Source organism: Streptomyces cyaneofuscatus, from assembly GCF_033109485.1.
In the GTDB taxonomy this organism is placed as follows: domain Bacteria; phylum Actinomycetota; class Actinomycetes; order Streptomycetales; family Streptomycetaceae; genus Streptomyces; species Streptomyces cyaneofuscatus.
In genome coordinates this window covers 4,471,902-4,497,629 of sequence record NZ_CP137002.1, presented here as the reverse complement: position 1 = coordinate 4,497,629, position 25,728 = coordinate 4,471,902, and the positions used below count along the sequence as shown (strand labels likewise).

Genomic DNA, 25,728 nt, shown 5'->3' with positions numbered 1-25,728 from the left:
CGCACCACCCCGCCTAGGGAAGGACCCGCGTGGAACCCCACCTGCCCGCCCCCCGTCCGCCGGCCGTCGTGCAGCTCCCGGACGGCACCCCCGCCTACACCGACCACCTCCCCGCCACCTACCAGCAGTCCACGGCCGTGCCGCAGGTGGTGCACGTCCACCAGGCACCCCCGGACCGGACGGTGCAGCGTCTCGCGCTCGGCTCCGGCATGGGCGCCGGGATGGTGGCCGCCGGCGTCTACTTCGGCCCGCTGCTGGTCGGCGTCCTCACCGCGATCGCCGCGAACCTCGCCCTGCTCGCCCTGCTCGCCGCCGTCTGCGCCTGGGGCGTCGTCACCGTCGTGAAGTCGGTCGGCGGCAAGACCACCCCGACCGGCCGCAAACGCCGCTGAGAGGGAGGGACATCGCATGTTCCAGGCAGGTCAAGAGGTGCTGATCGTCGCGTGCGAGGACGACCCGCGTGCGGTCGGACGTAGAGGCCGGATCGCCGATGAGGTTCCCCCGGGGCCGCTGACGAACGGCCGGTGGACCGTGCACCGGGTCGGGCTGCTGATCGGACCCGTCCTGTGCCACACCCGCGAACTGCGGCTCGCCTGACGGCTGCCCGCCACCCCCGAACCCAACACGGTTCGGGGGTGGTTGGGGAGCCGGACAGTCCGGCCTCACCACGGGAGGTCACCGTGCACAGCTACACCCGAGCCGAGTCCCGCGAACGCGCCAAGCTGTTCCGCAAGGGCTTCCGCCAGTCCCTCGCGGACTGCGTCGACCCGGACATCAAGCGCCGGATCGAGAGCATCGACCAGACGGCGGCCGAACGCGGCGCCCTGGAGCTGGCCGCCCTCCACAAGGTCCAGGCCGACGCCCGCACCGACCTGGCCGCCGCCAAGGCCGTAGAGCGCACCGCGTCGCGCGCCGACAAGCCCGCCGCCCGTCAGGCCCGGAGGCAGGCCGAGGAGCGCGTACGCCTCGCCGAGCGGGCCGTACACAAGGCCGAGCAGAGCTGAGCGGGGGTGGCCGGCCCCGGCCAAGGAAACCGACCACCCCCACTTTCACCCCAGCCCGATTCACTGAGCAGGAGAGGCACGTTCATCATGACCGAACCCGCCGTCGCGGACCCCGGAATGGGGACCGTGCACCACCTCGACGACCACCGCCCCACCCCGCCGGCCGAACCGGTGGTGGACCTGACCAAGCCCGACACCGAGCCGACCAGCCCGCAGACCCGGGCCGTGCCGCAGGGGTCGCGGATTGTCCGCACCGGCCGTGCCGTGCGCAGGGTCGCCACGCATGACCGCACGCGTTCCACGGCCCGGTTCGCCGTCCGGCACGGCATGTATGTGGTGGGCGGGGGCCGGATCGTTGCCCGCCGTGCGTGGGAGGGCCGTACCGCCTCCCGGTACGAGCGGATGCTGCGGGCGGCGGAAGCCGCGGGGAACCTCGACCTCGCCACCGAGTGGGAAGAGCGCCTCTCCCGCTTCCGCGCCGCCCGCCACCAGCGCCGCATGGACCTGCTCTCCGCCCCGGTCAAGGCCGCCAAGGGCGCCGCCGCAGCAGCCGGGCTCACGGCCGGTGGGCTGCTGGTGCTCGGCATCTTCCTCGCCATCGCCAACAAGAACTTCGCCGACCTCGCCACCCCGACACTCGCGTTGATCGAACTGGTCCGGTGGATCGTCGTGGTCATCACCGTGGTGTGGGGGCCGCTGGTCACCCTCGGACCGTGGGCCGCATTACTCGCCCTGTGGGGTGTGGGACGTCACCAGCAGGCGGCACCGCAGTGGGTACTGCCCGCCCGATCGGCCGATGCGGGGGCGCCGATCACCCCGTCCGTCGTCGTCACCGCCCTGCGCGACCTGGGGATCGCCCCGCTCCGCGCGGCGGTCAAGGAGATGGGCGACGCCGGGGCCGCGATGCTCGGCCCCATCCGCATCGCCGGGTGCGGTGTCGAAGTCGACGTCACCCTCCCCTCCGGGGTGGCCACCAATGAAGTGCAGGGGCGCCGGCGGAAGTTGGCGGAAAACCTGGCCCGGCACGAGCACGAGGTGTTCATCACGATCCCGCAGGCCGCCCGCACCGTGCGGCTGTGGATCGCGGACTCCGGGGCGCTGGACGAGCCGATCGGCCCCTCCCCGCTCCTGACCGACACCACCCTCACCGCCGACTACGCCAAGGGCCGGGCCCCCTGGGGTCAGGACCTGCGCGGGGATGCCGCCCTGATCAGCCTGTACCAGCGGCACTTCCTGATCACGGGCCTGTCCAACCAGGGCAAGACCGCCGCACTCAGGGCGTTGGCCCTGTGGCTCGCCCTGGACGCCCGGGTGGAGTTCCGGATCGCGGACCTCAAGGGCGTCGGGGACTGGGGCATGTTCGACGGCCTCGCCACGGTGCTGATCCAGGGGCCGACCGATGACCACGTCATCGAGGCAACGGAGATGCTCGAAGGGCTGGTCAGGGAGATGGAGCGCCGCATCCAAGCTCCGCCCGGGACCGTGTTCACACCGCTGATCGGGATCGTGGACGAAGCGCAGGTCGCGTTCATGTGCCCGGTCGTCGACAAGAAGAAGCGCCCCTACGGCGGGTCCAAGGCCACCTCCCGGTACTTCATGGCCGCACGGAAGATCCACAACCAGGGCCGGGCGGTGGACGTGCTGCTCTACGAGGGCACCCAGGACCCCACCGACCAGAACCTCCCCAAGCTGGTCCGTGAAGGCGCCCACACCCGCGCCTCCCTCGCGCTCGGCACCGAATCCCAGGCCCGCATGGCCTTGGGGGACAAGGCAGTCGACGGAGGGGCCGCCCCGAACCTCCTGCGCCCGGGGCTGGACAAGGGCACCGTCGTGGTCGCCTCGGACGGGATCAAGATTCCCGCCGGGCAGGCCGCGATCACGGTGCGGACGCACTACGTCAGCACCGACGACGCCGCCGTGGTCGCGGAGCGGGCCAAGGCTCTGCGCGACGGGGTCACCACCCTGACCGCCATCGACCACGGCGAGGAGCGTGACCCGCTCGCGGACATCATGACCGTCCTCGGAGACACCTCCCGCGTCCTCACCCAGGACGTCCTCAAGCGCCTCGCGGCACTGAACGAGGACGCGTACGGGGAGTGGTCGTTCCTCGACCTGAAGCGGGTCCTGGACGGCACCGGGGCCGAGCCTTACAAGTCCGACGGCCGCATGACCATCGGCCGCGAGCGGCTCGCCCGCCACCTCGCCAACCGGGACGCCGGGGGTTCCGTTTCCGCTGTCGAGTAGCAGGGGGAGGCGCCACCCGCCGGTTCAGGGAGGCAGGGAGAAGTCCCTGAACCCCTCCCTGACCCGCCTCCCTGGCCCTGACCAGCACAAATGATCTGCCAGGGAGTCAGGGAGGCGCCGCAGGTCAGACCCTCGAAACCCCCTACACACGCACCCCGGCAGGGGGTGCCCAAGCCTCCCTGCTGTATCAGCGGCAGGGCTTCCGGATACCGCCCGGCAAGCCGAAAGCGGCCCCCTCTCACGCCAATGAAGTCGGGGCCGCTCTCGTCTGCCAGAACCTCACAGAACTGGAGACACCCAGCATGACCCACCCCACCCCCATCCGGCGAGTGCCCGGCCACCGGCCGCTGTTACTCGACCTGTTCTGCTGCGCCGGCGGCGCGGCCACCGGCTACCAGCGAGCCGGGTTCGACGTCGTCGGCGTCGACATCATCGACCGCCCCAACTATCCGTTCACGTTCGTCCGGGCGGATGCTCTCGACCACCTCGCCGGGCTGATCGCGTCCGGGGAGATCGGCCGGTTCGCCGCCGTGCACACCTCCCCGCCGTGCCAGGCCGGATGCGCGCTCACCATCGGCACCAACAAGTCGCGCGGCTGGGGACGGGAGCACGTCCAGCTCATCCCCGAACTGCGCACCCTGCTGGACGCCACCGGCCTCCCGTACGTCATCGAGCAGCCCACCGGAAAGGCACCCGTGCGGCGGGACGTGTGGCTGTGCGGGGAGATGTTCGGCCTCGGTGTCCTGCGCCACCGCAACTTCGAGCTGGGCCGCTGGACCATGCCGCAGCCGGCGCACCCGAAGCACCGGGGGTACGTGCGCGGCTACCGGCACGGTGTCTACCGCGATGGCCCCTACGTGGCCCCGTACGGCGCCGGCGGCGGCAAGGCCACCGTCCCGGAGATGCAGCAGGCCATGGGCATCACGTGGACCGACGTGCGCGAGGAGCTGACCGAGGCCATCCCGCCCGCGTTCTCGGAGCACATCGGGAGCGGGCTCCTGACTGCCACGCTGGGAGTCGCCGCATGAACGCACACCTCAACGCCGCTCTGGAGGCTGCCGAGCGCGGGTGGCACGTCTTTCCGCTCCGCCCTGCCGACAAGCGGCCCGCGCTCCACGGTGAGGCCGTATGCCCGCTGATCGGGGACTGCGCGGGTGGTCACCGTAAGTGGGAGGACCGGGCCACCATCGACCCGGACCGCATCCGCCGCGCGTGGGCCGACCGCCCGTTCAACATCGGGATCGCCACCGGCCCTTCCGGGCTGCTGGTCGTGGACCTGGACATGCCCAAGCGGAACAGCAGCACGGACACGCCTTGCGGCGTGACGACCTTTGGAGCGCTCTGCGAGCGCGCCGGACAGCCCGTCCCGACCACCTACCGGACCCGGACCGCGTCCGGCGGACATCACCTGTACTTCACCACCCCGGCCGGGGGCCGGTTGGGAAACAGTGCGGGCAGGCTCGGCAAGCTCATCGACACCCGCGCCCACGGCGGGTACGTCGTCGCCGCCGGGAGCTTCACCGCCACCGGCCCCTACACCGTCACCGACCCCACACCCCCCGCCCCGCTCCCGGACTGGCTGTGCGCCCTTCTGGCGCCCCGTCAGGCGTCGCGGGCACTGACGGCCGTGGCCGCCGCTCCTCGGGCCTCCCGGTACGCGGCTGCGGCCCTCAGGGCGGAAACCGCGACCGTACGGAGCGCTCCGACCGGTCAGCGCGACTGCACGTTGTTGTCGGCGGCGCGAGCCCTGGGGCGGTTCATCGCGTGGGGCGACCTGGACCGGTCGGTGGTGGAGGAGGCTCTTCAGGAGGCAGGGGAGGCCGCCGGCCTGTCCGCTCGCCAGTGCACCTCGACCGTGCGCAGCGGTCTGAACTGGTCCATCGCCCGCAACAGCCCGCAGGCGAGGACGGCATGAACACCCCTCCCCGCTCCGCCCTGAAGAGCCTCACCCCGACCACCACCGGCCCCCGCTCCGCCGAACCGGCCCCGGCCGCATCCGGCAGTGGCGCGCCGAAGGTCGTCGGCCGCAAGGCCGTCCCCGTTGCTGTTCGACCTGACCCGCACCCGATCACGGTGACCGGCATCCGCCCGGGCCTGACGGTGCGAGGGCTCGGCCGCAACCAGATCCCGGCGGCCGACTGGCTGTGCGCCTGCGGCCACCACGAGCACGCCCGTGGGCGCAACGCCGTGACCGACCTGACCGCCCGTGCCCGCGTCGACCACTGCCCGCACACTGAGCAGCACCGGAGGAACGCCGCATGAACACCCCCAACTCGCAGCCTGCCGGGCCCATCGACGGTGCGGCGCTGCTGAACGAGGTGGAAGCCTTCCACCGCCGCTTCAACGTCTTCCCCCGGGAAGCCGCCTATGTCGCGGTGGCGTTGTGGGACGCGCACGCGCACCTGCTGGACGCGTTCGACTCCACCCCCCGTCTCGCCTTCCTCTCCCCGGAACCCGGTTCGGGGAAGTCCCGGGCGCTGGAGGTGGTGGAGACCCTGGTCCCGCGCCCCATGCTCGCCGTGAACGCACGGGCCGCAGCTCTGTTCCGGTCCGTCTCCGACCCCGCCGGACGGCCGACGATCCTGTTCGATGAGATCGACACCGTCTTCGGTCCCAAGGCCGGGGACAACGAGGAGCTGCGCGGCTTCCTGAATGCCGGGCACCGCCGCTCCGGGGTCACCTACCGATGCGTCGGGGACGGGGGCAATCAGACGGTGGTGGAGTTCCCCTCCTACACCGCCGTCGCGGTCGCCGGTCTCGGCTACCTGCCCGACACCATCACCACCCGCTCCGTCATCATCCGCATGCGCCGCCGCGCACGGAACGAGACCGTGGAGCCCTTCCGGGCCCGCCTCCACGAGGCCGAGGGGCAGGCGCTGCGCGAGCGGCTCGCCCAGTGGGCCGACACCGTGCGGGAGGACATCGCGGGACGCTGGCCGCAGATGCCCGACGGGGTCACCGACCGGCCGGCGGATGTGTGGGAACCGCTGCTGTCCGTCGCGGACGCGGCCGGGGGCGACTGGCCCGAACGCGCCCGCACCGCCTGCCTGGAACTGGTCAACGCCGCCCGCGCCGACGACAAGGGCAGCGTCGGTATCCGGCTGCTGACCGATCTGCGGGACCACGTGATGGCGGGCATCGACCGGATGCCGACCGTCGCGATCCTGGACCGGCTCTGCGCGCTGGACGAAGCCCCGTGGGCGGACATGAGCGGGCGCCCGCTCGACTCCCGGGGGCTGGCCAAGATGCTCGGGGAGTACATGACCGAGGACAACACCCCGGTCAAGGCCCGCAACATCAAGACCGCCGGAACGGTCCTCAAGGGCTACTACGCCGCCGATCTCCACGACGCCTGGCAGCGGTACTGCCCCCCACCCCCCTCAGGAGCCGCTACCTCCGCTACCTCCGCTACCGCGCAGGTCAGCGACCCGGAAACGGTAGCGGCAACCCTCTTCCCCTCCGCTACCTGAGCGCTACCCGCTACCGGCCCCACCTCCGCCACGGGCGGGTCCGGTAGCGGCACCCATCCGCTACCGCTACCCCATCCGCTACCACGAACAGGCCCCTGACCAGGGCGGTAGCGGAGGTAGCGGAGGTAGCGGACCTGACAGGAAGGGGGCGGGAAGCCCCCGGCACCGCCACCGAGGAGGCATGTTCTGTTGAGCACCGCCGCGCGAGTTATCGAGCCCCTTCTCTACACCCCCGAGGAAGCCGCCGAAGCCCTCCGGCTCGGCCGGTCAACCGTCTACGAGCTGATGGCCGACGGTGCCCTGGCGTACGTGAAGCAGGGCCGCTGCCGCCGCATCAAGGTCGCCGTGCTGAAGGCATTCGTCGCCGGGATGCCGTCGGAGACCACCACCCACTGACCACGACCCCGATGCGCGGGCCGGGAGACCTCCTCCGGCCCGCGCTTCGGCGTGCAAGGAGCACGATGAGCCCCCGCAAAGCCAACCTCGAATCGTCCATCTACCTCGGCAACGACGGCAGGTGGCACGGCCGCGTCACCATGGGCACCAAGAACGACGGCAGCCCCGACCGCCGTCACCGAAGCGCTAAGACCGAGACCGAGATCAAGCGCAAGGTGCGGGGGTTGGAGAAGCTCCGCGACGAGGGGCGGGCACCCGTCGCCGGACGCAAGCCCACCGTCGAACAGTGGATGACCACCTACCTGACCACCATCGCGAGCCTGAAACTCAAGCCCCGTTCCCTGGACGACTACTGGTCCAAGACCCGCAACGACATCATCCCCGGACTCGGTCAGCACCGGATCGACAAGCTTCAGCCCGAGCACCTGGAACGCTGCTATGCCGACATGCTCCGCGCCGGCCACGCCCCGTCCCACGTGCTCAAGGTGCACCGCATCCTCTCCCGCGCCCTGAAGATCGCCCACCGCCGCCGGATGATCGTGGAGAACGTCGCCACCCTCGTCGACCCGCCCACCGTCGATGAGACCGAGGCGAACCCGTTCACCATGGAGGAGGCGAAAGCCTTCCTGCTCGCCGCAGCAAAGCGGCCCACCTTCATGCGCTGGCTCGTCGGCGTCGGGATGGGCTTCCGGCAGGGCGAGAGCCTCGGACTCCGGTGGAAGTACGTGGACCTGGAAGCCGAGCTGTTCCACCCGCAGTGGCAGCTCCAGCGCCTCACGTGGCGCCACGGCTGCGCAGACCCGCACCTCTGTGGCGAGCGCCTCCACCGCTTCGATCCCTGCCCGCCCCAGTGCACACGACATAAGGGCTACAAGCGCGGCTGCCCGAAGCCGTGCCCGCCCGGCTGCACCCGTCACGCGAGCACCTGCCCGCACCGGAAGGGCGGCGGACTCGCCTTCACCCGGCCTAAGACCAAGAAGAGCCGTAACGCCGTCCCCATCCCCGTCCCCTTCATCCCCTACCTCCGCGACCACAAGGAGCAGCAGACCGCCTTACAGGCGGCGGCCGGGGAGGAGTGGCAGGAGTTCGACGCGGTATTCACGCGACCGGACGGCCGGCCGATCGACCCCCGGGACGACTGGGAGGAATTCAAGGAACTCCTCGAAGAGGCCGGGATCAGCGACCGGCGGCTCTACGACGGTAGCCGCCACACTGCCGGCACCATCCTCAACGAACTGGGGGTGGACATGCCGACCATCATGGAGATCCTTCGCCACACCCAGATCAGCCAGACCCGCCGCTACGTGAAGGGCCGCTCCACTCTGTCCAAGGACGCCATGCTCCGCATGGGCAACGCCTTCGCACCGGAGCAGCCGACAGGCCCATCTGAGACCAGAAGTGAGACCCCTGGCAGCCGCATGGAGCGCTCACGGCGTCGCCGCCGCATCCGCTGAACCAAAGAAGCCCAGCTCAGAGAAGGTCTGAGCTGGGCTTCGGATGGAGCCGCCTTCGGGATTCGAACCCGAGACCTACGCATTACGAGTGCGTTGCTCTGGCCAACTGAGCTAAGGCGGCACGCCCTGTCGCACTATGGTGCGATCAGCAGCGGGGCCAAGTCTACACAGTTTCCGGGGGTGCTCCGTACACGGCACCCCCGGGGGCGTTTGCCCTGGTCAGAGTGGCGCTGAGGGGGTCAGGTGCACTTCTTGCCGTCGGTGGGCGGGGTGCCTTCCAGGAGGTACGTGTTGATCGCCGTGTCGATGCAGTCGCTGCCTCGGCCGTACGCCGTGTGGCCGTCGCCGTCGTACGTGAGCAGGGTGCCGGAGGAAAGCTGGGAGGCGAGGGCCTGGGACCACTTGTACGGGGTGGCCGGGTCGCGGGTGGTGCCGACCACGACGATCGGGGCGGTGCCCTTCGCCTCGGTGCGGTGGGGGGTGCCGGTGGCCTCGGTGGGCCAGTAGGCGCAGTTCAGGGAGGCCCAGGCGAAGCCCCGGCCGAAGACCGGGGAGGCCTTCTCGAAGTCCGGGACCGCCTTCTCCACCGCGTCGGGGGTGTCGAAGGCGGGCGGGAGGTCGAGGCAGTTCACGGCGGCGTTGGCGTACATCAGGTTCGCGTACTTCCCGTCCGGGCTGCGCTCGTAGTAGCTGTCCGCCAGCGAGAGGAGGCCGGAGCCGTCGCTGCGCTGGGCGCCCGCCAGTGCTTCGCGGAGCTGGGGCCAGGCCGCCTCGTCGTACATCGCCGCGATCACCCCGGTCGTCGCCAGGGACTCGCCGAGCTTGCGGTCCTCGTCGCCGCTCGGGATCGGCTTCGCGTCCAGGTCCTTGAAGAGCTGCTTCAGCGCGGTCGCCGCGTCCGCCGTGGACGTCGTGCCCAGCGGGCAGTCCGGCTGCTTGACGCAGTCGGCGGCGAAGGACTGGAACGCCCCCTCGAAGCCCGCCGTCTGGTCGCGGTTCATGTCGACGGCCGGGAGGGACGGGTCCATCGCGCCGTCCAGGACCAGGCGGCCGGCCCGCTGCGGGAAGAGGTCCGCGTACGTGGCGCCCAGGAACGTGCCGTACGAGGCGCCCACGTAGTTCAGCTTCTCGTCGCCGAGGAGAGAGCGCAGCACGTCCATGTCGCGGGCCGTGTCGACCGTGGAGACGTACGGGAGGATCTCGCCGCTCCTCTTCTCGCAGCCCTGCGCGAATTTCTCGAAGGCCGCGCTGAGCTTCTGGACCTCCGCCTCGTCGTCCGGCGTCTGGTCCACCTGCGTGTAGGCGTCCATCTCCTTGCCCGTCAGGCACTCCACCGGTTCGCTGCGGGCCACGCCGCGCGGGTCGATGGCCACCATGTCGTAGCGGGCCCTGACCGGGGCCGGGTAGCCGAGTGCCGCGTACCCCTGGAGATAGCTGATCGCGGAGCCGCCGGGGCCGCCCGGGTTCACCAGGAGCGAGCCGATCCGCTTCCCGGGGCCGGTCGCCTTCTTACGGGAGACGGCGAGGTCGATGTCCCCGTCACCCGGCTTGTCGTAGTCCCTCGGCGCCTTCATCGTCGCGCACTCGAACCCCTCCACCCCGCAGTCCCGCCAGCTCAGCTTCTGCGTGTAGTACGCCGACAGCCCCTCCGGCGCCGCCGTGCCGGTGGCCGAGGCGTTCGGCGAGGAGCCGCCGGCGCTGCAGCCGGAGATGAGCAGGCCGGCAGTGCCGATCCCGATGGCGAAGGTGCGGAGCAGGCGCCTGGTATCCATCCTGGGAGCGTATCCGGCGGGTGACGTGTCGTCCGATTCCCTGCTCAATCGGGTGAACCGGGACCGGACGGAAAGCCCCTAGCCCGCTCTCAGCGACATCGTCATCGCCTCCACCGCCAGCAGCGGCGCCACATTCCGGTCCATCGCCTGCCGGCACGCGATCACCGCCTCGATCCTGCGCAGCGTCTGCGCGGGCGTCGAGGACTCCGCGACCCGGTCCAGCGAGTCCTGCACGTCCACATTGGCGATGGCGATCCGCGAACCGAGCTGGAGCGCCAGCACATCGCGGTAGAAGCCGGTGAGCTCGGTGAGCGCCAGGTCCAGGCTGTCGCGCTGCGTCCGGGTCTTGCGGCGCTTCTGCTTGTCCTCCAGCTCCTTCATCGCCCCCGCCGTGCCGCGTGGCATCCGGCCGCCCGCGACCCCGCCGAGCGCCGCCTTGAGGTCCTCGGTCTCCTTGGCGTCCACCTCCTCCGCCATCTGCTTGGCGTCGTCGGTGGCCGTGTCGATCAGCTCCTGGGCCGCCTTGAGGCAGCCGCCCACATCGGCGACCCGCAGCGGGACCTTGAGCACCGCCGCCCGCCGCGCCCGCGCCCGCTCGTCCGTGGCGAGGCGGCGCGCCCGGCCGATGTGGCCCTGGGTGGCCCGCGCCGCGGAGTGCGCGCGCTCGGGGTCGACCCCGTCGCGGCGGATCAGGACGTCCGCCACGGCCTCCACCGGCGGGGTGCCCAGGGTGAGGTGGCGGCAGCGCGAGCGGATCGTGGGCAGGACGTCTTCGAGGGAGGGGGCGCACAGCATCCACACCGTGCGCGGCGCCGGCTCCTCGACCGCCTTCAGCAGCACGTTGCCCGCGCCCTCGGTGAGCCGGTCCGCGTCCTCCATGACGATGACCTGCCACCGGCCGACCGCCGGGGAGAGCTGGGCGCGGCGGACCAGGTCGCGGGTCTCCTTCACACCGATGGAGAGCAGGTCCGTACGGATCACCTGGACGTCGGCGTGCGTACCGATCAGGCTCGTGTGGCAGCCGTCGCAGAAACCGCAGCCGGGCTCCCCGCCCAGGGCCCGGTCCGGGCTGGTGCACTGGAGCGCGGCGGCGAAGGCGCGGGCGGCGGTGGACCGCCCGGAACCCGGCGGTCCGGTGAACAGCCAGGCGTGGGTCATCTTCGAGCCCTGTTCCAGCGGCTTGCCGTCGGAGACGGCCGTGACCAGTGCGTCGGCGTCCTTGGCGGCAGCGGCGAGCTGTTCCCTCACCCGGTCCTGTCCGACCAGGTCGTCCCATACGGTCATGGGCGCCGCCCTTCCCATCCCATCGCGGGATCCGTCGCCGGATCCCTGTGCCCTCCCATTGTGGGGGACACCACTGACAAGTCCGGCCCGCCCACCCCTCAGGGCGGACGGGCCGGACTCCCGGCAGATGCGGGTCAGCCGCGCGGGCGGCGCCCCCGGCCCGTGGGACGGTCGTCGTCGTCCTGGCCGCCGAGCAGCTCGTCCGCCAGCGTCGGCAGATCGTCCAGCGGGGTCTCCTCGGCCCAGTCCGGACGGGGACGCTTGCGGCGGGCGCGGGACTCGTCACCGGCCTGGCCGGCGGCTCGCGGGTCCTCGACCTGCGGCAGTTCCCGGGTGCGCTCGTTCTCGCTCTCCGCCAGCGGGGAGGCCGGGCCCTCGTCCCGGAAGTAGCCCTTGGGCACCCGGTCGGAGGGCTGGTCGTCCCGTACGGGCGGCAGCACCGCCGTCTCGTCGGCGGCCCGAGCGTCACGGGCGTCACGGGTGTCGCGGGTGTCCCGGGTGTCAGAGGTGCCCCGGGCGTCACGGGTGTCGCGCCCGCCACTCCCGTCACGCCCCGACCGCTCGTCCGTGATCCGCGGCAGCATCGTCGTCTCGTCGTCCCCGGACGGCTTGTCCTCCTCCGGACGCGCCGCGGGCACCTGCTGCGTGATCTCGTTCGGGTTCACGATCGGCGTGGGCACCGTGAGCTCGTTCTCCGGAACGGTCGGACCGGTCGGCCCGTGCCCCTCCGACCGCGAGGACGCCTCAGGCCGCGAGTCACGCGACTCACGGGAAGCACGCGAAGCCGCCTCCGCCCGCTCAGCCTCGACCCGAGCCGCCTCCGTACGCTCCGCCGCCTCGGCCTCAGCACGCCGGCGCGCCTCCTCGGCCCGTACCAGCGCCTCCTCCGCCTTCCGCTGCTTCTCCAGGCGGAGCGCCTCGGCCTCCTTGCGGAGCCGCGCCTCCTCCTCGGCCTGCTTGCGGAGGCGTTCCTGCTCGGCCTCGCGGGCCCGCTCCTCGGCCTCCAGCCGGCGGCGGTCCTCCTCGGCGCGGCGGCGGGCCTCCTCGGCACGCTGCCGGGCCTCCTCCGCCTGGCGCTCGGCCTCGCGGCGGCGGGCCTCCTCCAGTTCGCGCTGCTTGCGCTCCTCCTCCTCGGCGCGCAGCCGGGCGAGCTGCTCCTGGCGCTCCTTCTCCAGGCGCTCCTCCTCGGCCTTGCGCGCGGCCTCTTCCTCCGCCTTGCGCCGGGCCTCCTCCTCGGCCTTGCGCCGGGCCTCCTCGATGGCCTCGATCTCGGCCTCGGAGAGCGGCAGGAGCCGGTCGAGCCGGTGGCGTACGACGGTGGTGATCGCCTCGGGCTCCTGCCCGGCGTCCACCACCAGATAGCGCGTCGGGTCGGCGGCGGCCAGGGTCAGGAACCCGGACCGTACGCGCTCGTGGAACTCCGCCGGCTCCGACTCCAGCCGGTCCGGCGCCTCCGTGAACCGCTCCCGCGCGGTCTGCGGGTCGACGTCCAGCAGCACCGTCAGATGCGGTACGAGGCCACTCGTCGCCCACCGCGAGATCCGGGCGATCTCGGTCGGCGCCAGGTCCCGTCCGGCGCCCTGGTAGGCCACGGAGGAATCGATGTAGCGGTCGGAGATGACGATCGCGCCGCGCTCCAGCGCAGGGCGGACGACGGAGTCGACGTGCTCGGCGCGGTCGGCGGCGTACAGCAGCGCCTCGGCGCGGTTGGAGAGTCCGGCGGACGAGACGTCCAGCAGGATCGACCGCAGCCGCTTGCCGACCGGGGTGGCCCCGGGCTCGCGGGTCACGACGACCTCGTGGCCCTTGGACCGGATCCAGTCGGCGAGCGCCTCGACCTGGGTGGACTTGCCCGCTCCGTCGCCGCCCTCCAGGGCGAGGAAGAAGCCGGTGGCGGCGGGCGCGACGGCCGGGTCGCCGCCGCGCAGCGCCTCGCGCAGGTCGCGGCGGAGCGGTACGCCCGACCGGTCGTCCGTCTTGGCGAGGACGATCGCGGCGACCGGCAGCAGCAGTGCGCCGATCAGCATCAGCGTGAAGGCCGCCCCGCCGTGGTCGAAGACGAAGTCACCGGAGGCGGAGGCCAGACGGTGCTGGCCGATCGCGGCGGCGAGCAGCGGACCGGCGACCGCGCCGAGCGCGACGAGCACCCGGACGAGGGCCTGGAGGTGCTCGGTGGTCCGGGCCTGCCGGGCCGCCTCGGTCTCCTGGTCGATGATCGCGTGCCCGATGTTCGCGGCGACCCCGGCCGCGTAACCGGCCAGCAGCGCGATCCCGATCCCGGTCGCGGTGTCCGGCACCAGGCCGAGCGCGAGGAGCGCGATGCCGGTGACGGTGACGGCCAGCGCGAGCAGGCGGCGCCGCGACAGGGCGGGCAGCACCTTCTGCGCCGTACGGATACCGAGGGCGGTGCCGCCGGTCAGCGCGAGGATCAGCAGCGCGAACGTGACGGGTCCGCCGCCCAGGTCGTAGGCGTGCAGGACGGATACGGCGGCGGCCGCGGCGATCGCCCCGGCGACGGTCGCGCTGACGGCGACGACCAGCCGGAGGGCGCCGGTGCGGCCCTTGTCGGGCCCGCTGCCGGTGGTGGGGCGGCGCAGGCCTTCCAGGGGCGAGCGCGGCCGGGGGGTCTGGGTGTCGGGCAGTTCGAGGAAGTACAGGGTGGAGATGGAGGCCGAGAATAGACCGGCCGCCACATACGAAGCCAGGGCCGCCTGGTGGAAGGAGAACCACTCCAGGCCGGTGCCGAGGAGGTTGCCGATCAGCGTGGCGATCAGCAGCACCACCGCGGCGGCGGGAACGGCGAGGAAGTTCGTACGGAGCGACAGCCTGCGCAGGGCGTCGAGGTGGTCGGGGAGCGGACGGACGGCGGCGCCCTCGATCGGGGGGGCCGGCAGCAGCGCCGGGGCGGCGCTCTCCTTGGCCACCGTCCACAGGCGCTCGGCGGCGCCGGTCACGAAGACGGTGATGAGGATCATCATGGGCGCCTTGTCCGGCACCCAGTCGATCCACAGCGGGGCGATGATCAGCAGGGCGAGCCGCAGCGCGTCCGTCCCGATCATCAGCCATCGTCGGTCCAGTTTTCCGCCGGGCGCGGTGAGCGACGTCAAAGGCCCCAGGAGTACGGCTCCGAAGAGCACGGTGGACAGGATGCGGGCACCGAACACGGCGGCGACGGCAAAGGCCGCCCCGCGGTATCCGGCCCCGAATGAGCCCTCCAGGACCGCTGCTTGCAGCGACAACAGCACCAGCACGAGAAGGGCGAGTGCATCGCCGATACCGCCGACGAGCTGGGCGCTCCACAACCGCTTCAGCGGGGGAACACGCAACAGGGCTCGTACGGCGCGCTCGCGTGAGTCTGCGGCAAGTGTGTCGGAGGTGGGGCTCACGACCGTTGGCTGCTCGGCTCGCGTCATCCGCCCAGCCTATCGGCAGCGGTGTGGTGACTGTCGGCCCGTCCGAACATATGGTCGTAGATCACTTCCGGCCAGCTCGCGGAGAGCCCTCTTGACGTGCTGCTGCCCGGCACCTGGATCAGGTGCCGGGCAGCAGCACGTCACAACAACAGAACCGGTCAGTCCTCGGAGGAGGCAGAAGAAGCCGACGCGGAAGCTGTCTTCTTCACCGTCGCCGTCTTCTTGGCGGCCGTCGCCTTCTTGGTGGTCGTCGTCTTCTTCGCCGCGGTCTTCTTGGCGGCCGTGGTCTTGGTCGCCGTCGTCTTCTTCGCGGCCGTCTTCTTGGCCGTCGCCTTCTTCGCCGGGGCCTTCTTCGCCGTCTTCTTCTTGGCGGGTCCCTTGGCGCGCTTCTCGGCGAGCAGCTCGTAGCCGCGCTCCGGCGTGATCTCCTCGACGCTGTCGCCGGTCCGCAGGGTGGCGTTGGTCTCGCCGTCGGTGACGTACGCGCCGAAGCGGCCGTCCTTCACCACGACCGGCGAACCGCTCACCGGGTCGGTGCCCAGCTCCTTCAGCGGCGGCTTGGCCGCGGCCCGGCCGCGCTGCTTGGGCTGGGCGTAGATCGCGAGGGCCTCTTCGAGGGTGATGTCGAAGAGCTGGTCCTCGGAGGTCAGCGACCGGGAGTCGGTGCCCTTCTTGAGATACGGGCCGTACCGGCCGTTCTGCGCGGTGATCTCGACACCCTCGGCGTCCTCGCCGACGACGCGCGGCAGCGACATCAGCTTGAGGGCGTCGGCGAGGGTGACCGTGTCCAGGGACATGGACTTGAAGAGGGAGGCGGTCCGCGGTTTCACCGCGTTCTTGCCGGTCTTCGGCGTCCCCTCGGGCAGCACCTCGGTGACGTACGGGCCGTAGCGCCCGTCCTTGGCGATGATCTGGTTGCCGCTGACCGGGTCGGCGCCCAGCTCGAAGTCGCCGCTGGGCTTGGCCAGCAGCTCCTCCGCCAGCTCCACGGTCAGCTCGTCGGGCGCCAGGTCCTCGGGCACGTCGGCGCGCTGGTGGCCCTCGGCGTCCTTCTCTCCCCGCTCGATGTACGGGCCGTAGCGGCCGACGCGGAGCTTGATGTCGTTGCCGACCGGGAAGGAGGAGATCTCCCGGGCGTCGATCGCGCCGAGGTCGGTGACCAGTTCCTTCAGTCCGCCGAGGTGGTCGCCGTCGCCGTTGCCCGCGTCGGAGGCGGCGCCCGCACCGGCCGGGTCGTCACCGGAACCGGTCGTTCCGAAGTAGAAGCGCTTCAGCCACGGCACGGACTGGGCCTCGCCCCGCGCGATGCGGTCGAGGTCGTCCTCCATGCGGGCGGTGAAGTCGTAGTCGACGAGCCGGCCGAAGTGCTTCTCCAGCAGGTTGACCACGGCGAAGGAGAGGAATGACGGGACGAGTGCCGTGCCCTTCTTGAAGACGTAGCCGCGGTCGAGGATGGTCCCGATGATCGAGGCGTACGTCGACGGGCGGCCGATCTCGCGCTCTTCGAGCTCCTTGACCAGCGAGGCCTCGGTGTAGCGGGCCGGGGGCTTGGTGGCGTGCCCGTCGACCGTGATCTCGTCGGCGGTCAGCGCGTCGCCCTCGGCGACCTGCGGCAGCCGGCGCTCGCGGTCGTCCAGCTCGGCGTTCGGGTCGTCGGCGCCTTCGACGTACGCCTTCATGAAGCCGTGGAAGGTGATCGTCTTGCCGGAGGCGGAGAACTCGGCGTCCCGGCCGTCGCTCGCCCGGCCGCCGATCTTGACGGTGACCGAGTTTCCGGTCGCGTCCTTCATCTGGGAGGCGACGGTCCGCTTCCAGATCAGCTCGTAGAGCCGGAACTGGTCGCCGGTGAGGCCGGTCTCGGCAGGGGTGCGGAAGCGGTCGCCGGAGGGGCGGATCGCCTCGTGCGCCTCCTGCGCGTTCTTGACCTTCCCCGCGTACGTACGCGGCTTCTCGGGCAGGTAGTTCGCCCCGTACAACTGCGTGACCTGGGCCCGGGCCGCGGAGACCGCGGTGTCCGAGAGGGTCGTGGAGTCCGTACGCATATAGGTGATGAAGCCGTTCTCGTACAGCTTCTGCGCCACCTGCATGGTCGCCTTCGCCCCGAAGCCCAGCTTGCGGCTCGCCTCCTGCTGGAGGGTCGTCGTACGGAAGGGGGCGTACGGGGAGCGCCGGTACGGCTTCGACTCGACGGACCGGACCGCGAAGGACGTGTCGGCGAGCGCGGCGGCCAGGGCGCGGGCGTTCACCTCGTCCAGGTGCAGGGTCTGGGCGGAACCGGCCTTGAGTTGGCCGTCGGCGCCGAAGTCGCGGCCCTGGGCGATGCGGCGGCCGTCGACCGCGCTGAGGCGGGCGGTCAGGGTCGAGGGGTCGGAGGCGTCACCGGTACGGCCGGTGGCGAACTTCCCGGTCAGGTCCCAGTACTCGGCGGAGCGGAAGGCGATGCGCTCGCGCTCCCGCTCGACGACGAGGCGGGTGGCGACGGACTGGACGCGGCCCGCCGAGAGCTTCGGCATGACCTTCTTCCACAGGACCGGCGAGACCTCGTAGCCGTAGAGGCGGTCGAGGATACGGCGGGTCTCCTGGGCGTCGACCATGCGCTGGTTCAGCTCGCGCGGGTTGGCGACGGCGGCCCGGATCGCGTCCTTGGTGATCTCGTGGAAGACCATCCGGTGGACCGGGACCTTGGGCCGCAGGACTTCCTGGAGGTGCCACGCGATGGCTTCGCCCTCGCGGTCCTCATCGGTGGCGAGGAAGAGTTCGTCGGACTCGGCCAGCAGCTGCTTGAGCTTCCTGACCTGGGCCTTCTTGTCGGCATTGACCACATAGATGGGCTGGAAGTCGTTGTCGACGTCCACTCCGAGGCGGCGTACCTCGCCGGTGTACTCGTCCGGGACCTCGGCCGCGCCGTTCGGGAGGTCGCGGATGTGCCCGACGCTCGCCTCGACGACGTATCCGGGGCCGAGATAGCCCTTGATCGTCTTCGCCTTGGCAGGCGACTCGACGATGACGAGTCGGCGGCCGCCCTGTGCGGTCTCGCTGGTCGGGGACAACTTCGCTCTTCTCTCCGGTCGACACTCGATGGGCATCCGGGCAGCGTCGGAACGCTTCCCGCGGTGCTGTCGCTGCGGAGTGTGACGGTACAACCCGCCCCCGTGTCAAACGGCAAAAGCCCGCAACGGCCACTCGAACGGTAACCCGACTTCCGCCATTCCTGCCGCCCGGACCGTCGGGTCCGCGCCGCGCGAAGCCCGGGCCTGCGGCTTTTCCGGGGTGGTCGCGGTGATCGCCGGGCGCCCCCTCGACCGGGCGGGGCCCCGGCGGGGGCGGGGATCAGACGAGCGTGAAGCACCACACGCCGAGGGCGAGGAAAACTACGCCGAAAAGTGTCGTGAGTGCGGTGGAGGCGACGGGGCTCACACCGTGCAGCACCGGCGCGCGGTGCACGGCGCGCGCCCCGGTCCAGATGAGGAGCGCGGCACCGAACAGCGCGAAGGCCGTGCCGGCGAAGACTGCTGCGACGCTCTCCATGTCGTACCCCTCGACCCTCGTCGTACCGCCCAAGCCCGTCGTACGCGTCGTACGGCTCGATCATGGGGGAGGCTGCCACCCCGGGGCGTCGCCGACACGAACCCCGGGTGAACAGCACGCACCCACAGGGAGTACCGGGGCCGTCACATGACGTCAGGGGCCCTCGGGGGCGAGGGCGCGCATCGGCTCCGGGCCACAGGAGCGGTCAGGAGCCGTCAGGAGCGGTACGGATCCGGCCACGGCGCGGGGCGGAGGAATCGGGCGGCCCGGGAGATCAGGAACACCTCGCGGGCGCCGGGCCCGAGCCCTTGCGGAGCGCTCGCGGCGCGCCGAGCGGAATCCGTGGACCGGGCAGGAGGCGGTCGACGTCCAGCGTGAAGGCGCTGCTGGGAAGGGTGTCGAGGACATGGGGCGCGGCCCGTCCGATCCGGAGCGGAGTCCGATGGCGGTGAACACGTGACGCCCCGTCCGATCCGGATCGCGCCGCCCCCGGCCGAAGCCGAAGCCGGAGCCCCAGCCCGGGCCCCCGGCCCGGAGCCCTAGCCGGAAACGGCCCCCGGCACCGGCACCGGCTCCAGGAAGCCCTCCTCGACCAGCAGCCGGATCGCCTGCGGGGTGCGGTCGCGCAGGAGCACCGGGTCCTCGGACATCAGCTGGGCGATGGCGTCCAGGATCCGCCCGGCGGGCAGCGAGCCGTCGCACACCCCGGCGAACCCGGCGGCCACCGCGTCCACCTTGGTCGCCCGCATCATCCCGCGGTGCTGGCGCAGCACCACATGCTCGGGATCCTCCGCCCCGGGCAGCCCCACCTGCTCCTGCACGACCTCGGCGGCGAGGGTGAAGTGCCCGGCGAGCAGGGCGGCGTCGTCCTGCTCGCGCAGATAGTCCTGGCGGGCGAAGTGCTCCTCCACGGCCCGGCCCAGCGGCTGCTGCACGGTGTGCGGCCACTCCTCGACGACGATCGACGGGTTCCCCGCGGCCGCCGCGGCGGACCGGCGCAGGGTGATCCAGCCGAAGCCGACGGACGTGGTCCCGCGCGCCTCGAACTCGTCGAGCCACGCCTCGTACCGCTCGGCGTACGCGGCCGGATCGCTGCGGTGGTCGCCGCTGTCGCGCAGCCACAGCTCGGCGTACTGCGTGACGTCCTGGACCTCGCGCTGCACGATCCAGGCGTCGCAGCCGGCGGGCACCCAGGAGCGCAGCCGGTCCTGCCACTCCTCGCCCTCCACGTGCTGCCAGTTGGCGAGGAACTGGGCGTAACCCCCCTCGTTCAGATGGCTCCCCGCCTGCTGGACGAGGGTGCGGCAGAGGTCGTCGCCGCCCATGCCGCCGTCCCGGTAGGTGAGGCGGGCGCCGGGCGAGATGACGAAGGGCGGGTTGGAGACGATCAGGTCGAAGGTCTCCGTGCCGACCGGCTCGAAGAGGGAGCCCTCGCGGAGGTCGGCGGGGGCGGCGCCGGAGAGGGCGAGGGTGAGCCGGGTGAACTCCAGGGCGCGGGGGTTGAGGTCCGTCGCGGTGACGCGGGTGGCGTGCTGCGCGGCGTGCAGCGCCTGGATGCCGGAGCCCGTACCGAGGTCGAGGGCCGAGGCGACCGGCGTACGGACGGTGATGGAGGCGAGGGTGGTGGAGGCCCCGCCGACGCCGAGGACGACGCCCTCCTCGTGCGAGCCGATCCCGCCCGCTCCGCCGACCGCGCAGCCGAGGTCGGAGACGATGAACCAGTCCTCGCCGTCCGGACCGCCGTACGGACGTACGTCGACGGTGGCGCGGACCAGGCCGTCCGCGACGCTCACCCAGCCGTCCTGGACGCACTCCTCCAGCGGCAGGGCAGCGCGGGCCTGCTCCTGGGGGACGGGGCGCTGGAGGAGGAACAGCCGCACCAGCGTGTCGAGCGGCGAACCGCCCCGGGTGGCGCGCAGGGCGGGCACGGTCTCGCTGCGGGCGAGCGCGGCGTAGGCGGGCGCGCCGAGCCGGTCGAGGAGGCCGTCGGCGGTGAAGGCGGCGGCGAGCAGCGCCTCGCGGAGGCCGGCGGTGTGGTCGGGTGCGGGAAGGCTGGTCTCACTCACCCGACCATTGTGTCCGGTCCCACCGACAACGGCGGCGGCCCGGGCACCCACCGGGTGTCCGGGCCGCCGCACCGAGGCCGTTCTCGCGGTCCTGAGGCCTCCTGGTCTCCATAGGGAGGCCAGGAGCTCTGGTCTCCATAGGGAGGCCAGGAGCTCTGGTCTCCTCAGGGAGACCAGGAGCGCAGGAGCCGGGAGCCAGAAGCCTGGAGCCGGGGGCTACGCCTTCTTCTCCTCCGAGGCCGACGCCGAGGGGGCCGTCGAGGGGGTCGCCGCGCCCGCTTCCGGCGCCGCGGATCCCCCGGGGCTGGCGGGCCCGGTCGAAGGCGCCGGCTTCTGGCAGCCCTTCTGCTTCGACATCGCGGCGCCGACCTCACCGGACTGGAGCTTCTTCAGCGCCTGGTCACCGCTGGTGCTGATCTTGTTGAGCTCGTCGGCGATGCCCTTGAGGCCGTCGGCGAACTTCGCCTGGTCCTTGGTCTCCAGGGCGTCGACCTTGGTCTTCAGATCCGCGTACGCCGCGGAGGAGGCGTTGAGCTCCTTCACGGCCTCCTTCTGCGTGGTCTCGCCGTCGTCGACCGGCGGCGGACCGGCCGAGTCCACGGCCGTGCCCAGCGACTTGTACGCCTGGGAGATCTGCTGGAAGGCGGCCGAGTCCGTCTTCTGGACGTCGGCGGGCTTGCTGTTGTCCGCGGTCTGCTGCTGGATGGAGGCGTTGGCGTTGGCGATCTTCTGCAGCTGGGGCTGGACCTGGTCGCAGACCTTCTTGGCCCAGTCGTTCACCTTGTCGTCGCTGTCGTCGCTGCAACCCGACAGCGTCAGTACGAGTACCGCACCGCCGGACAGTGCGGCTGCAAGCTTCTTGTTCACCGGATGGGTCCCTTCCAAGGCTCTCGGCCCCGGAACTTACACGCCGAGGGGGCTCCATCCGGGTGCCGGGCATCCGATGTACACCCTTTTGCAGCCATTTGCACCAAGGGAAATGAGGGAGACGCCACTCGGCCGGAGATTCCTACACCCGTTCGGTCACTCACCTGAACGACGGGATTCGATCACCGGCCCCCATAAAGGAGCACAGGCGGGCGGTACGCCACCACGCACCGCGCGGGCGGGCAGTGCGTCAACACGCACCACCCGCGCGCACAGTGACGGAAGGTCACCCGCTCCAGCAGCTCCGGGCTACGGGGCCGCCGCCGGGTTCGGTGACGGGAGCGACGGACCGCCGCCGTCCGGCGCACCGCTGTCGTCGTCGCCCACGGCGATGCCGCGCCGCTTGGACACGTAGACCGCGCCGACGATGACCACGACGGCGAAGACGGCGACCAGCGCCCGGATCCAGGGGTTCGCGTCCGCCCCGTAGCTGAACTGCACCACCGCCGGGGCGATGAGCAGCGCGACCAGGTTCATCACCTTCAGGAGCGGGTTGATCGCCGGGCCCGCCGTGTCCTTGAAGGGGTCACCGACGGTGTCGCCGATCACGGTCGCGGCGTGGGCGTCGCTGCCCTTGCCGCCGTAATGCCCGTCCTCGACGAGCTTCTTGGCGTTGTCCCAGGCCCCGCCGGAGTTGGCGAGGAAGACCGCCATCAGGGTGCCGGTGGCGATGGCGCCCGCGAGGTACGAACCGAGCGCGCCGACGCCGAGGCTGAACCCGACCGCGATCGGCGCCAGGACCGCGAGGAGGCCGGGCGTGGCCAGCTCGCGCAGGGCGTCCTTGGTGCAGATGTCGACGACGCGGCCGTACTCCGGCTTCTCCGTGTAGTCCATGATCCCCGGGTGCTCGCGGAACTGCCGCCGGACCTCGTAGACGACCGCTCCGGCGGACCGGGAGACCGCGTTGATGGCGAGCCCGGAGAAGAGGAAGACGACCGCCGCCCCGAGGATCAGGCCGACGAGGTTGTTGGGCTGCGAGATGTCCAGGCTCAGCCCCAGCTCCCCCGCCCCGGCCCCCACGTCGGCGACGGCCGAGGCGATGGCGTCACGGTAGGAGCCGAAGAGCGCGGCCGCCGCGAGAACGGCGGTGGCGATGGCGATGCCCTTCGTGATGGCCTTGGTGGTGTTGCCGACGGCGTCCAGGTCGGTGAGCACCTGGGCCCCGGCGCCGGTGACGTCGCCGGACATCTCGGCGATGCCCTGGGCGTTGTCGGAGACCGGCCCGAAGGTGTCCATGGCGACGATGACGCCGACCGTGGTGAGCAGCCCGGTCCCGGCGAGCGCCACCGCGAAGAGCGCCAGCATGATCGACGTACCGCCCAGCAGGAACGCCCCGTAGACGCCGAGGCCGATCAGCAGCGCGGTGTAGACGGCCGACTCCAGGCCGATGGAGATACCGGCCAGCACCACAGTCGCCGGGCCGGTCAGCGAGGACTTACCGATGTCCTGGACGGGGCGGCGCTTCGTCTCGGTGAAGTAGCCGGTGAGCTGCTGGATCAGCGCGGCGAGGACGATGCCGATGGCCACCGCGACCAGGGCGAAGACCCGCGGGTCACCGCCGTGCGTGGTGATCGCCTCATCGGTGACCCCGGTCAGTCCGGCGTACGAGGACGGCAGATAGGCGAACGCGGCCACGGCCACCAGGACGAGCGAGACCACGGCGGAGATGAAGAAGCCCCGGTTGATCGCGGTCATCCCGCTGCGGTCGGCGCGGCGCGGGGCGACGGCGAAGATCCCGATCATCGCGGTGACGACACCGATCGCCGGGACCATCAGCGGGAAGGCCAGGCCAAAGTCGCCGAAGGCGGCCATGCCGAGGATGAGCGCGGCGACGAGCGTCACGGCGTACGACTCGAAGAGGTCGGCGGCCATGCCCGCGCAGTCACCGACGTTGTCGCCCACGTTGTCCGCGATGGTGGCGGCGTTGCGCGGGTCGTCCTCCGGGATGCCCTGTTCCACCTTGCCGACGAGGTCGGCGCCCACATCGGCGGCCTTGGTGAAGATGCCGCCACCGACCCTCATGAACATGGCGATCAGCGCCGCACCAAGGCCGAATCCCTCCAGCACCTTGGGCGCGTCGGCCGCGTAGACGAGCACCACACAGGAGGCGCCGAGCAGCCCGAGCCCGACCGTGATCATTCCGACCACCCCACCGGTACGGAAGGCGATTTTCGTCGCCCGGTGCGCAACGGTGGTGAGATCCTTTTCCGGTTCGCCTTCTCCCGGAGTCGCCTCACGCGCGGCGGCGGCCACGCGCACATTGCTCCGTACGGCGAGTCGCATACCGATGTATCCGGTCGCCGCCGAGAAAAGCGCACCGACCAGGAAGAAGAGCGAACGCCCCGCGCGCTGCGACCAGTTGTCGGCCGGCAACACCAGCAACAGGAAGAACACGATCACGGCGAATACGCCGACCGTTCGCAGTTGCCGGGCGAGATAGGCGTTGGCGCCCTCCTGGACCGCCGCGGCGATCTCCTTCATACGCTCGGTGCCCTCGCCGGCCGCCAGGACCTGGCGCACCAGCAGCTGGGCGACGATGAGCGCGGCGACGGCGACGACCGCCACGATGATGACGATCAGCCGGTTGTCGTCGGTGAGGACCGCCGCCGCGAGGGAGACGGGCCCGTCGGAAAGTGCGGATTCCTGCGTCGGTGCAGCCGGTACGGCCGGTGCAGCCATTGGGGTGGTGAAGAACTCCGCCATACGTCCTCCTTGACGCTCAGCGCTCAAGACGTGGACGGATTGTAGGGAGCGGAACCGGATCAAAACAGTGGTCCGGAAGAGAATTGATCGCACTCCCCCCAACGCCGAAAGATCGACGGAGGTATTTCCCCGAATGCAGTAACGGGGCAGGCGCATTACTCCGGCTCCCTGCCCAGATGCATTACGGAGAGGGGCGGCGCGGGACGGCATGGGAAAGGCCCTGCTCAGCAGGGCCTTGGAAAAGGTGGAAAGGAAGCGGCACACGGGACACCAGCAGGGCGCCGTACAGGACCTCAGCCCTCAGGGCCGCAGGCCGCAGCTCTCAGGACCGCGGGCCTCAGGAGCACAGGCCGCAACTCTCAGGACCGCAGGCCTCAGGGGCGCACCCCGGCGAGGGCCGTCGGCCAGCTCATCCGGATGGTTCCGCCGTCCGCACCGGAACGGACCTCCACGTCGTCGACGAGACCACTGATGACCGCGAGGCCCATCTCGTCCTCGCCGCCGTCGCCCTCGGGCTCGTCCGGCCCCCCGGACGCACCGCCGCGCGCTCCGGGCGTGGCGGGGTCGCTCCCGGGATCGGGAACGCCGTCCCCGACCTCGATGGAGAACGCCTTCTCCTCCTCGGTCAGCACGACGCTGACGGGCGCGGTGATGCCATGGCTGCGGTGCAGCCCCACGGCACGGCTGCACGCCTCGCCGACGGCGAGCCTGACCTCGTCGAGCACCGCCTCGTCGACGCCGGCCCGGCGCGCCACGGCGGCCGCCACCAGGCGGGCCGTCCTGACATGTTCAGGCTGGGCACTGAAGCGGAGTTCAACGGTGGCCATGCGATCCCCCTGGAACGTTCGGGCGTACGCGTCAGAGGTCCCGGGCCTGAAGCCCGGCACCTCTGCTCTCCTCACTCCGGAAACCGACGGATCCACAGGGATCGACGGAACCGACAGCCGACCCGGAGGTCGACCGCCTGCCCGCCACGGCATGGCTTCTGCCGTTGTCGGTCCGATTCACTGCCTGACGACCGGCCCGGAGGCCGGTCGGAAACCGACCTCAGTCGGTGGCGGCGACAGCCTCGTCGACCGTGGTGTGAATCGGGAACACCTTGGTCAGGCCCGTGATCCGGAAGATCTTGAGAATGCGCTCCTGGTTGCAGACCAGGCGCAACGAGCCCTCATGGGCCCGGACACGCTTCAAGCCGCCCACGAGCACGCCGAGGCCGGTGGAGTCGAGGAAGTCGACACCTTCCATGTCGACAACCAGGTGGTAGCTGCCGTCATTCACCAACTCGACCAACTGCTCGCGCAGCTTGGGCGCGGTATACACATCAATCTCGCCACCGACCTCGACGACCGTACGGTCGCCACCAGGCCCGGACACATTGCGAGTCGACAGGGACAGGTCCACGGATCCTCCAGCACCTTGCTATCGAGCGGTCGCCCCTCGGTCTCCCCGACGGAGGCCAGGGGACGG

20 protein-coding genes and 1 tRNA gene are annotated in these 25,728 nt (G+C 71.3%); 10 read left to right on the top strand and 11 right to left on the bottom strand.

What is annotated here, in order from left to right; all coding sequences use genetic code 11:
* Nucleotides 1-29: 29 nt before the first annotated feature.
* The 10 genes from R2B67_RS19865 to R2B67_RS19820 all read left to right on the top strand — a co-directional run bounded on the left by R2B67_RS19865 (nt 30) and on the right by R2B67_RS19820 (nt 8,568).
* Complete coding sequence (locus R2B67_RS19865; RefSeq protein WP_317819924.1) at nt 30-392, top strand: DUF6251 family protein; 363 nt, start codon at nt 30-32, stop codon at nt 390-392.
* Nucleotides 393-408: 16 nt separating this feature from the next.
* Nucleotides 409-597 carry a hypothetical protein gene (locus tag R2B67_RS19860; RefSeq protein WP_317819923.1) on the top strand — a complete coding sequence of 63 codons (189 nt, stop codon included), beginning with the start codon at nt 409-411 and terminating at the stop codon, nt 595-597.
* Nucleotides 598-680: 83 nt separating this feature from the next.
* Nucleotides 681-1,004: a hypothetical protein gene (locus tag R2B67_RS19855; RefSeq protein ID WP_317819921.1), complete on the top strand. Its 324-nt coding sequence runs from the start codon at nt 681-683 to the stop codon at nt 1,002-1,004.
* Between the two features lie 87 nt (nt 1,005-1,091).
* Entirely contained in the window at nt 1,092-3,248 is a 2,157-nt protein-coding gene (locus tag R2B67_RS19850; RefSeq protein WP_317819920.1) for an FtsK/SpoIIIE domain-containing protein, read from the top strand.
* 302 nt (nt 3,249-3,550) lie between these two features.
* Complete coding sequence (locus R2B67_RS19845; protein WP_317819919.1) at nt 3,551-4,276, top strand: DNA cytosine methyltransferase; 726 nt, start codon at nt 3,551-3,553, stop codon at nt 4,274-4,276.
* A complete protein-coding gene (locus tag R2B67_RS19840; protein WP_317819917.1) occupies nt 4,273-5,163 on the top strand; it encodes a bifunctional DNA primase/polymerase in 891 nt (296 codons plus the stop codon). The genes R2B67_RS19845 and R2B67_RS19840 overlap by 4 nt, the downstream gene beginning before the upstream one ends.
* Complete coding sequence (locus tag R2B67_RS19835; RefSeq protein WP_317819915.1) at nt 5,160-5,510, top strand: hypothetical protein; 351 nt, start codon at nt 5,160-5,162, stop codon at nt 5,508-5,510. The genes R2B67_RS19840 and R2B67_RS19835 overlap by 4 nt, the downstream gene beginning before the upstream one ends.
* Nucleotides 5,507-6,718, top strand: a complete 1,212-nt coding sequence (locus R2B67_RS19830; RefSeq protein ID WP_317819914.1) for a DUF3631 domain-containing protein — start codon at nt 5,507-5,509, stop codon at nt 6,716-6,718. The genes R2B67_RS19835 and R2B67_RS19830 overlap by 4 nt, the downstream gene beginning before the upstream one ends.
* Before the next feature lie 189 nt (nt 6,719-6,907).
* Nucleotides 6,908-7,114 carry a helix-turn-helix domain-containing protein gene (locus R2B67_RS19825; RefSeq protein ID WP_317819912.1) on the top strand — a complete coding sequence of 69 codons (207 nt, stop codon included), beginning with the start codon at nt 6,908-6,910 and terminating at the stop codon, nt 7,112-7,114.
* Nucleotides 7,115-7,179: 65 nt separating this feature from the next.
* Nucleotides 7,180-8,568, top strand: a complete 1,389-nt coding sequence (locus tag R2B67_RS19820) for a tyrosine-type recombinase/integrase (RefSeq protein ID WP_317819911.1) — start codon at nt 7,180-7,182, stop codon at nt 8,566-8,568.
* A gap of 44 nt (nt 8,569-8,612) precedes the next feature.
* Here R2B67_RS19820 and R2B67_RS19815 read toward each other — a convergent pair.
* The 11 genes from R2B67_RS19815 to R2B67_RS19765 all read right to left on the bottom strand — a co-directional run bounded on the left by R2B67_RS19815 (nt 8,613) and on the right by R2B67_RS19765 (nt 25,662).
* Nucleotides 8,613-8,689 (bottom strand) — tRNA-Thr (locus tag R2B67_RS19815).
* Between the two features lie 118 nt (nt 8,690-8,807).
* Nucleotides 8,808-10,340 carry an alpha/beta hydrolase gene (locus R2B67_RS19810; protein WP_317819910.1) on the bottom strand — a complete coding sequence of 511 codons (1,533 nt, stop codon included), beginning with the start codon at nt 10,338-10,340 and terminating at the stop codon, nt 8,808-8,810.
* 78 nt (nt 10,341-10,418) lie between these two features.
* Nucleotides 10,419-11,624 (bottom strand): DNA polymerase III subunit delta', encoded by a 1,206-nt coding sequence (locus R2B67_RS19805; protein WP_317819908.1) that lies wholly within the window; start codon nt 11,622-11,624, stop codon nt 10,419-10,421.
* Nucleotides 11,625-11,758: 134 nt separating this feature from the next.
* Complete coding sequence (gene tmk / locus R2B67_RS19800) at nt 11,759-15,037, bottom strand: dTMP kinase (RefSeq protein ID WP_317819906.1); 3,279 nt, start codon at nt 15,035-15,037, stop codon at nt 11,759-11,761.
* 158 nt (nt 15,038-15,195) lie between these two features.
* Complete coding sequence (gene topA / locus R2B67_RS19795; RefSeq protein WP_317819904.1) at nt 15,196-18,087, bottom strand: type I DNA topoisomerase; 2,892 nt, start codon at nt 18,085-18,087, stop codon at nt 15,196-15,198.
* Nucleotides 18,088-18,367: 280 nt separating this feature from the next.
* Complete coding sequence (locus R2B67_RS19790) at nt 18,368-18,565, bottom strand: hypothetical protein (RefSeq protein ID WP_032758760.1); 198 nt, start codon at nt 18,563-18,565, stop codon at nt 18,368-18,370.
* Nucleotides 18,566-19,104: 539 nt separating this feature from the next.
* Nucleotides 19,105-20,631: a DUF7059 domain-containing protein gene (locus tag R2B67_RS19785; protein WP_317819901.1), complete on the bottom strand. Its 1,527-nt coding sequence runs from the start codon at nt 20,629-20,631 to the stop codon at nt 19,105-19,107.
* Nucleotides 20,632-20,847: 216 nt separating this feature from the next.
* Nucleotides 20,848-21,498 carry a prolipoprotein diacylglyceryl transferase gene (locus tag R2B67_RS19780; protein ID WP_317819900.1) on the bottom strand — a complete coding sequence of 217 codons (651 nt, stop codon included), beginning with the start codon at nt 21,496-21,498 and terminating at the stop codon, nt 20,848-20,850.
* A gap of 309 nt (nt 21,499-21,807) precedes the next feature.
* Complete coding sequence (locus tag R2B67_RS19775) at nt 21,808-24,261, bottom strand: sodium-translocating pyrophosphatase (protein WP_317819898.1); 2,454 nt, start codon at nt 24,259-24,261, stop codon at nt 21,808-21,810.
* A 374-nt stretch (nt 24,262-24,635) separates the two neighbouring features.
* Nucleotides 24,636-25,088, bottom strand: coding sequence for an ATP-binding protein (locus R2B67_RS19770; RefSeq protein ID WP_030565003.1), 453 nt, complete (start codon nt 25,086-25,088; stop codon nt 24,636-24,638).
* 220 nt (nt 25,089-25,308) lie between these two features.
* Entirely contained in the window at nt 25,309-25,662 is a 354-nt protein-coding gene (locus tag R2B67_RS19765; protein WP_003967428.1) for an STAS domain-containing protein, read from the bottom strand.
* Nucleotides 25,663-25,728 lie beyond the last annotated feature (66 nt).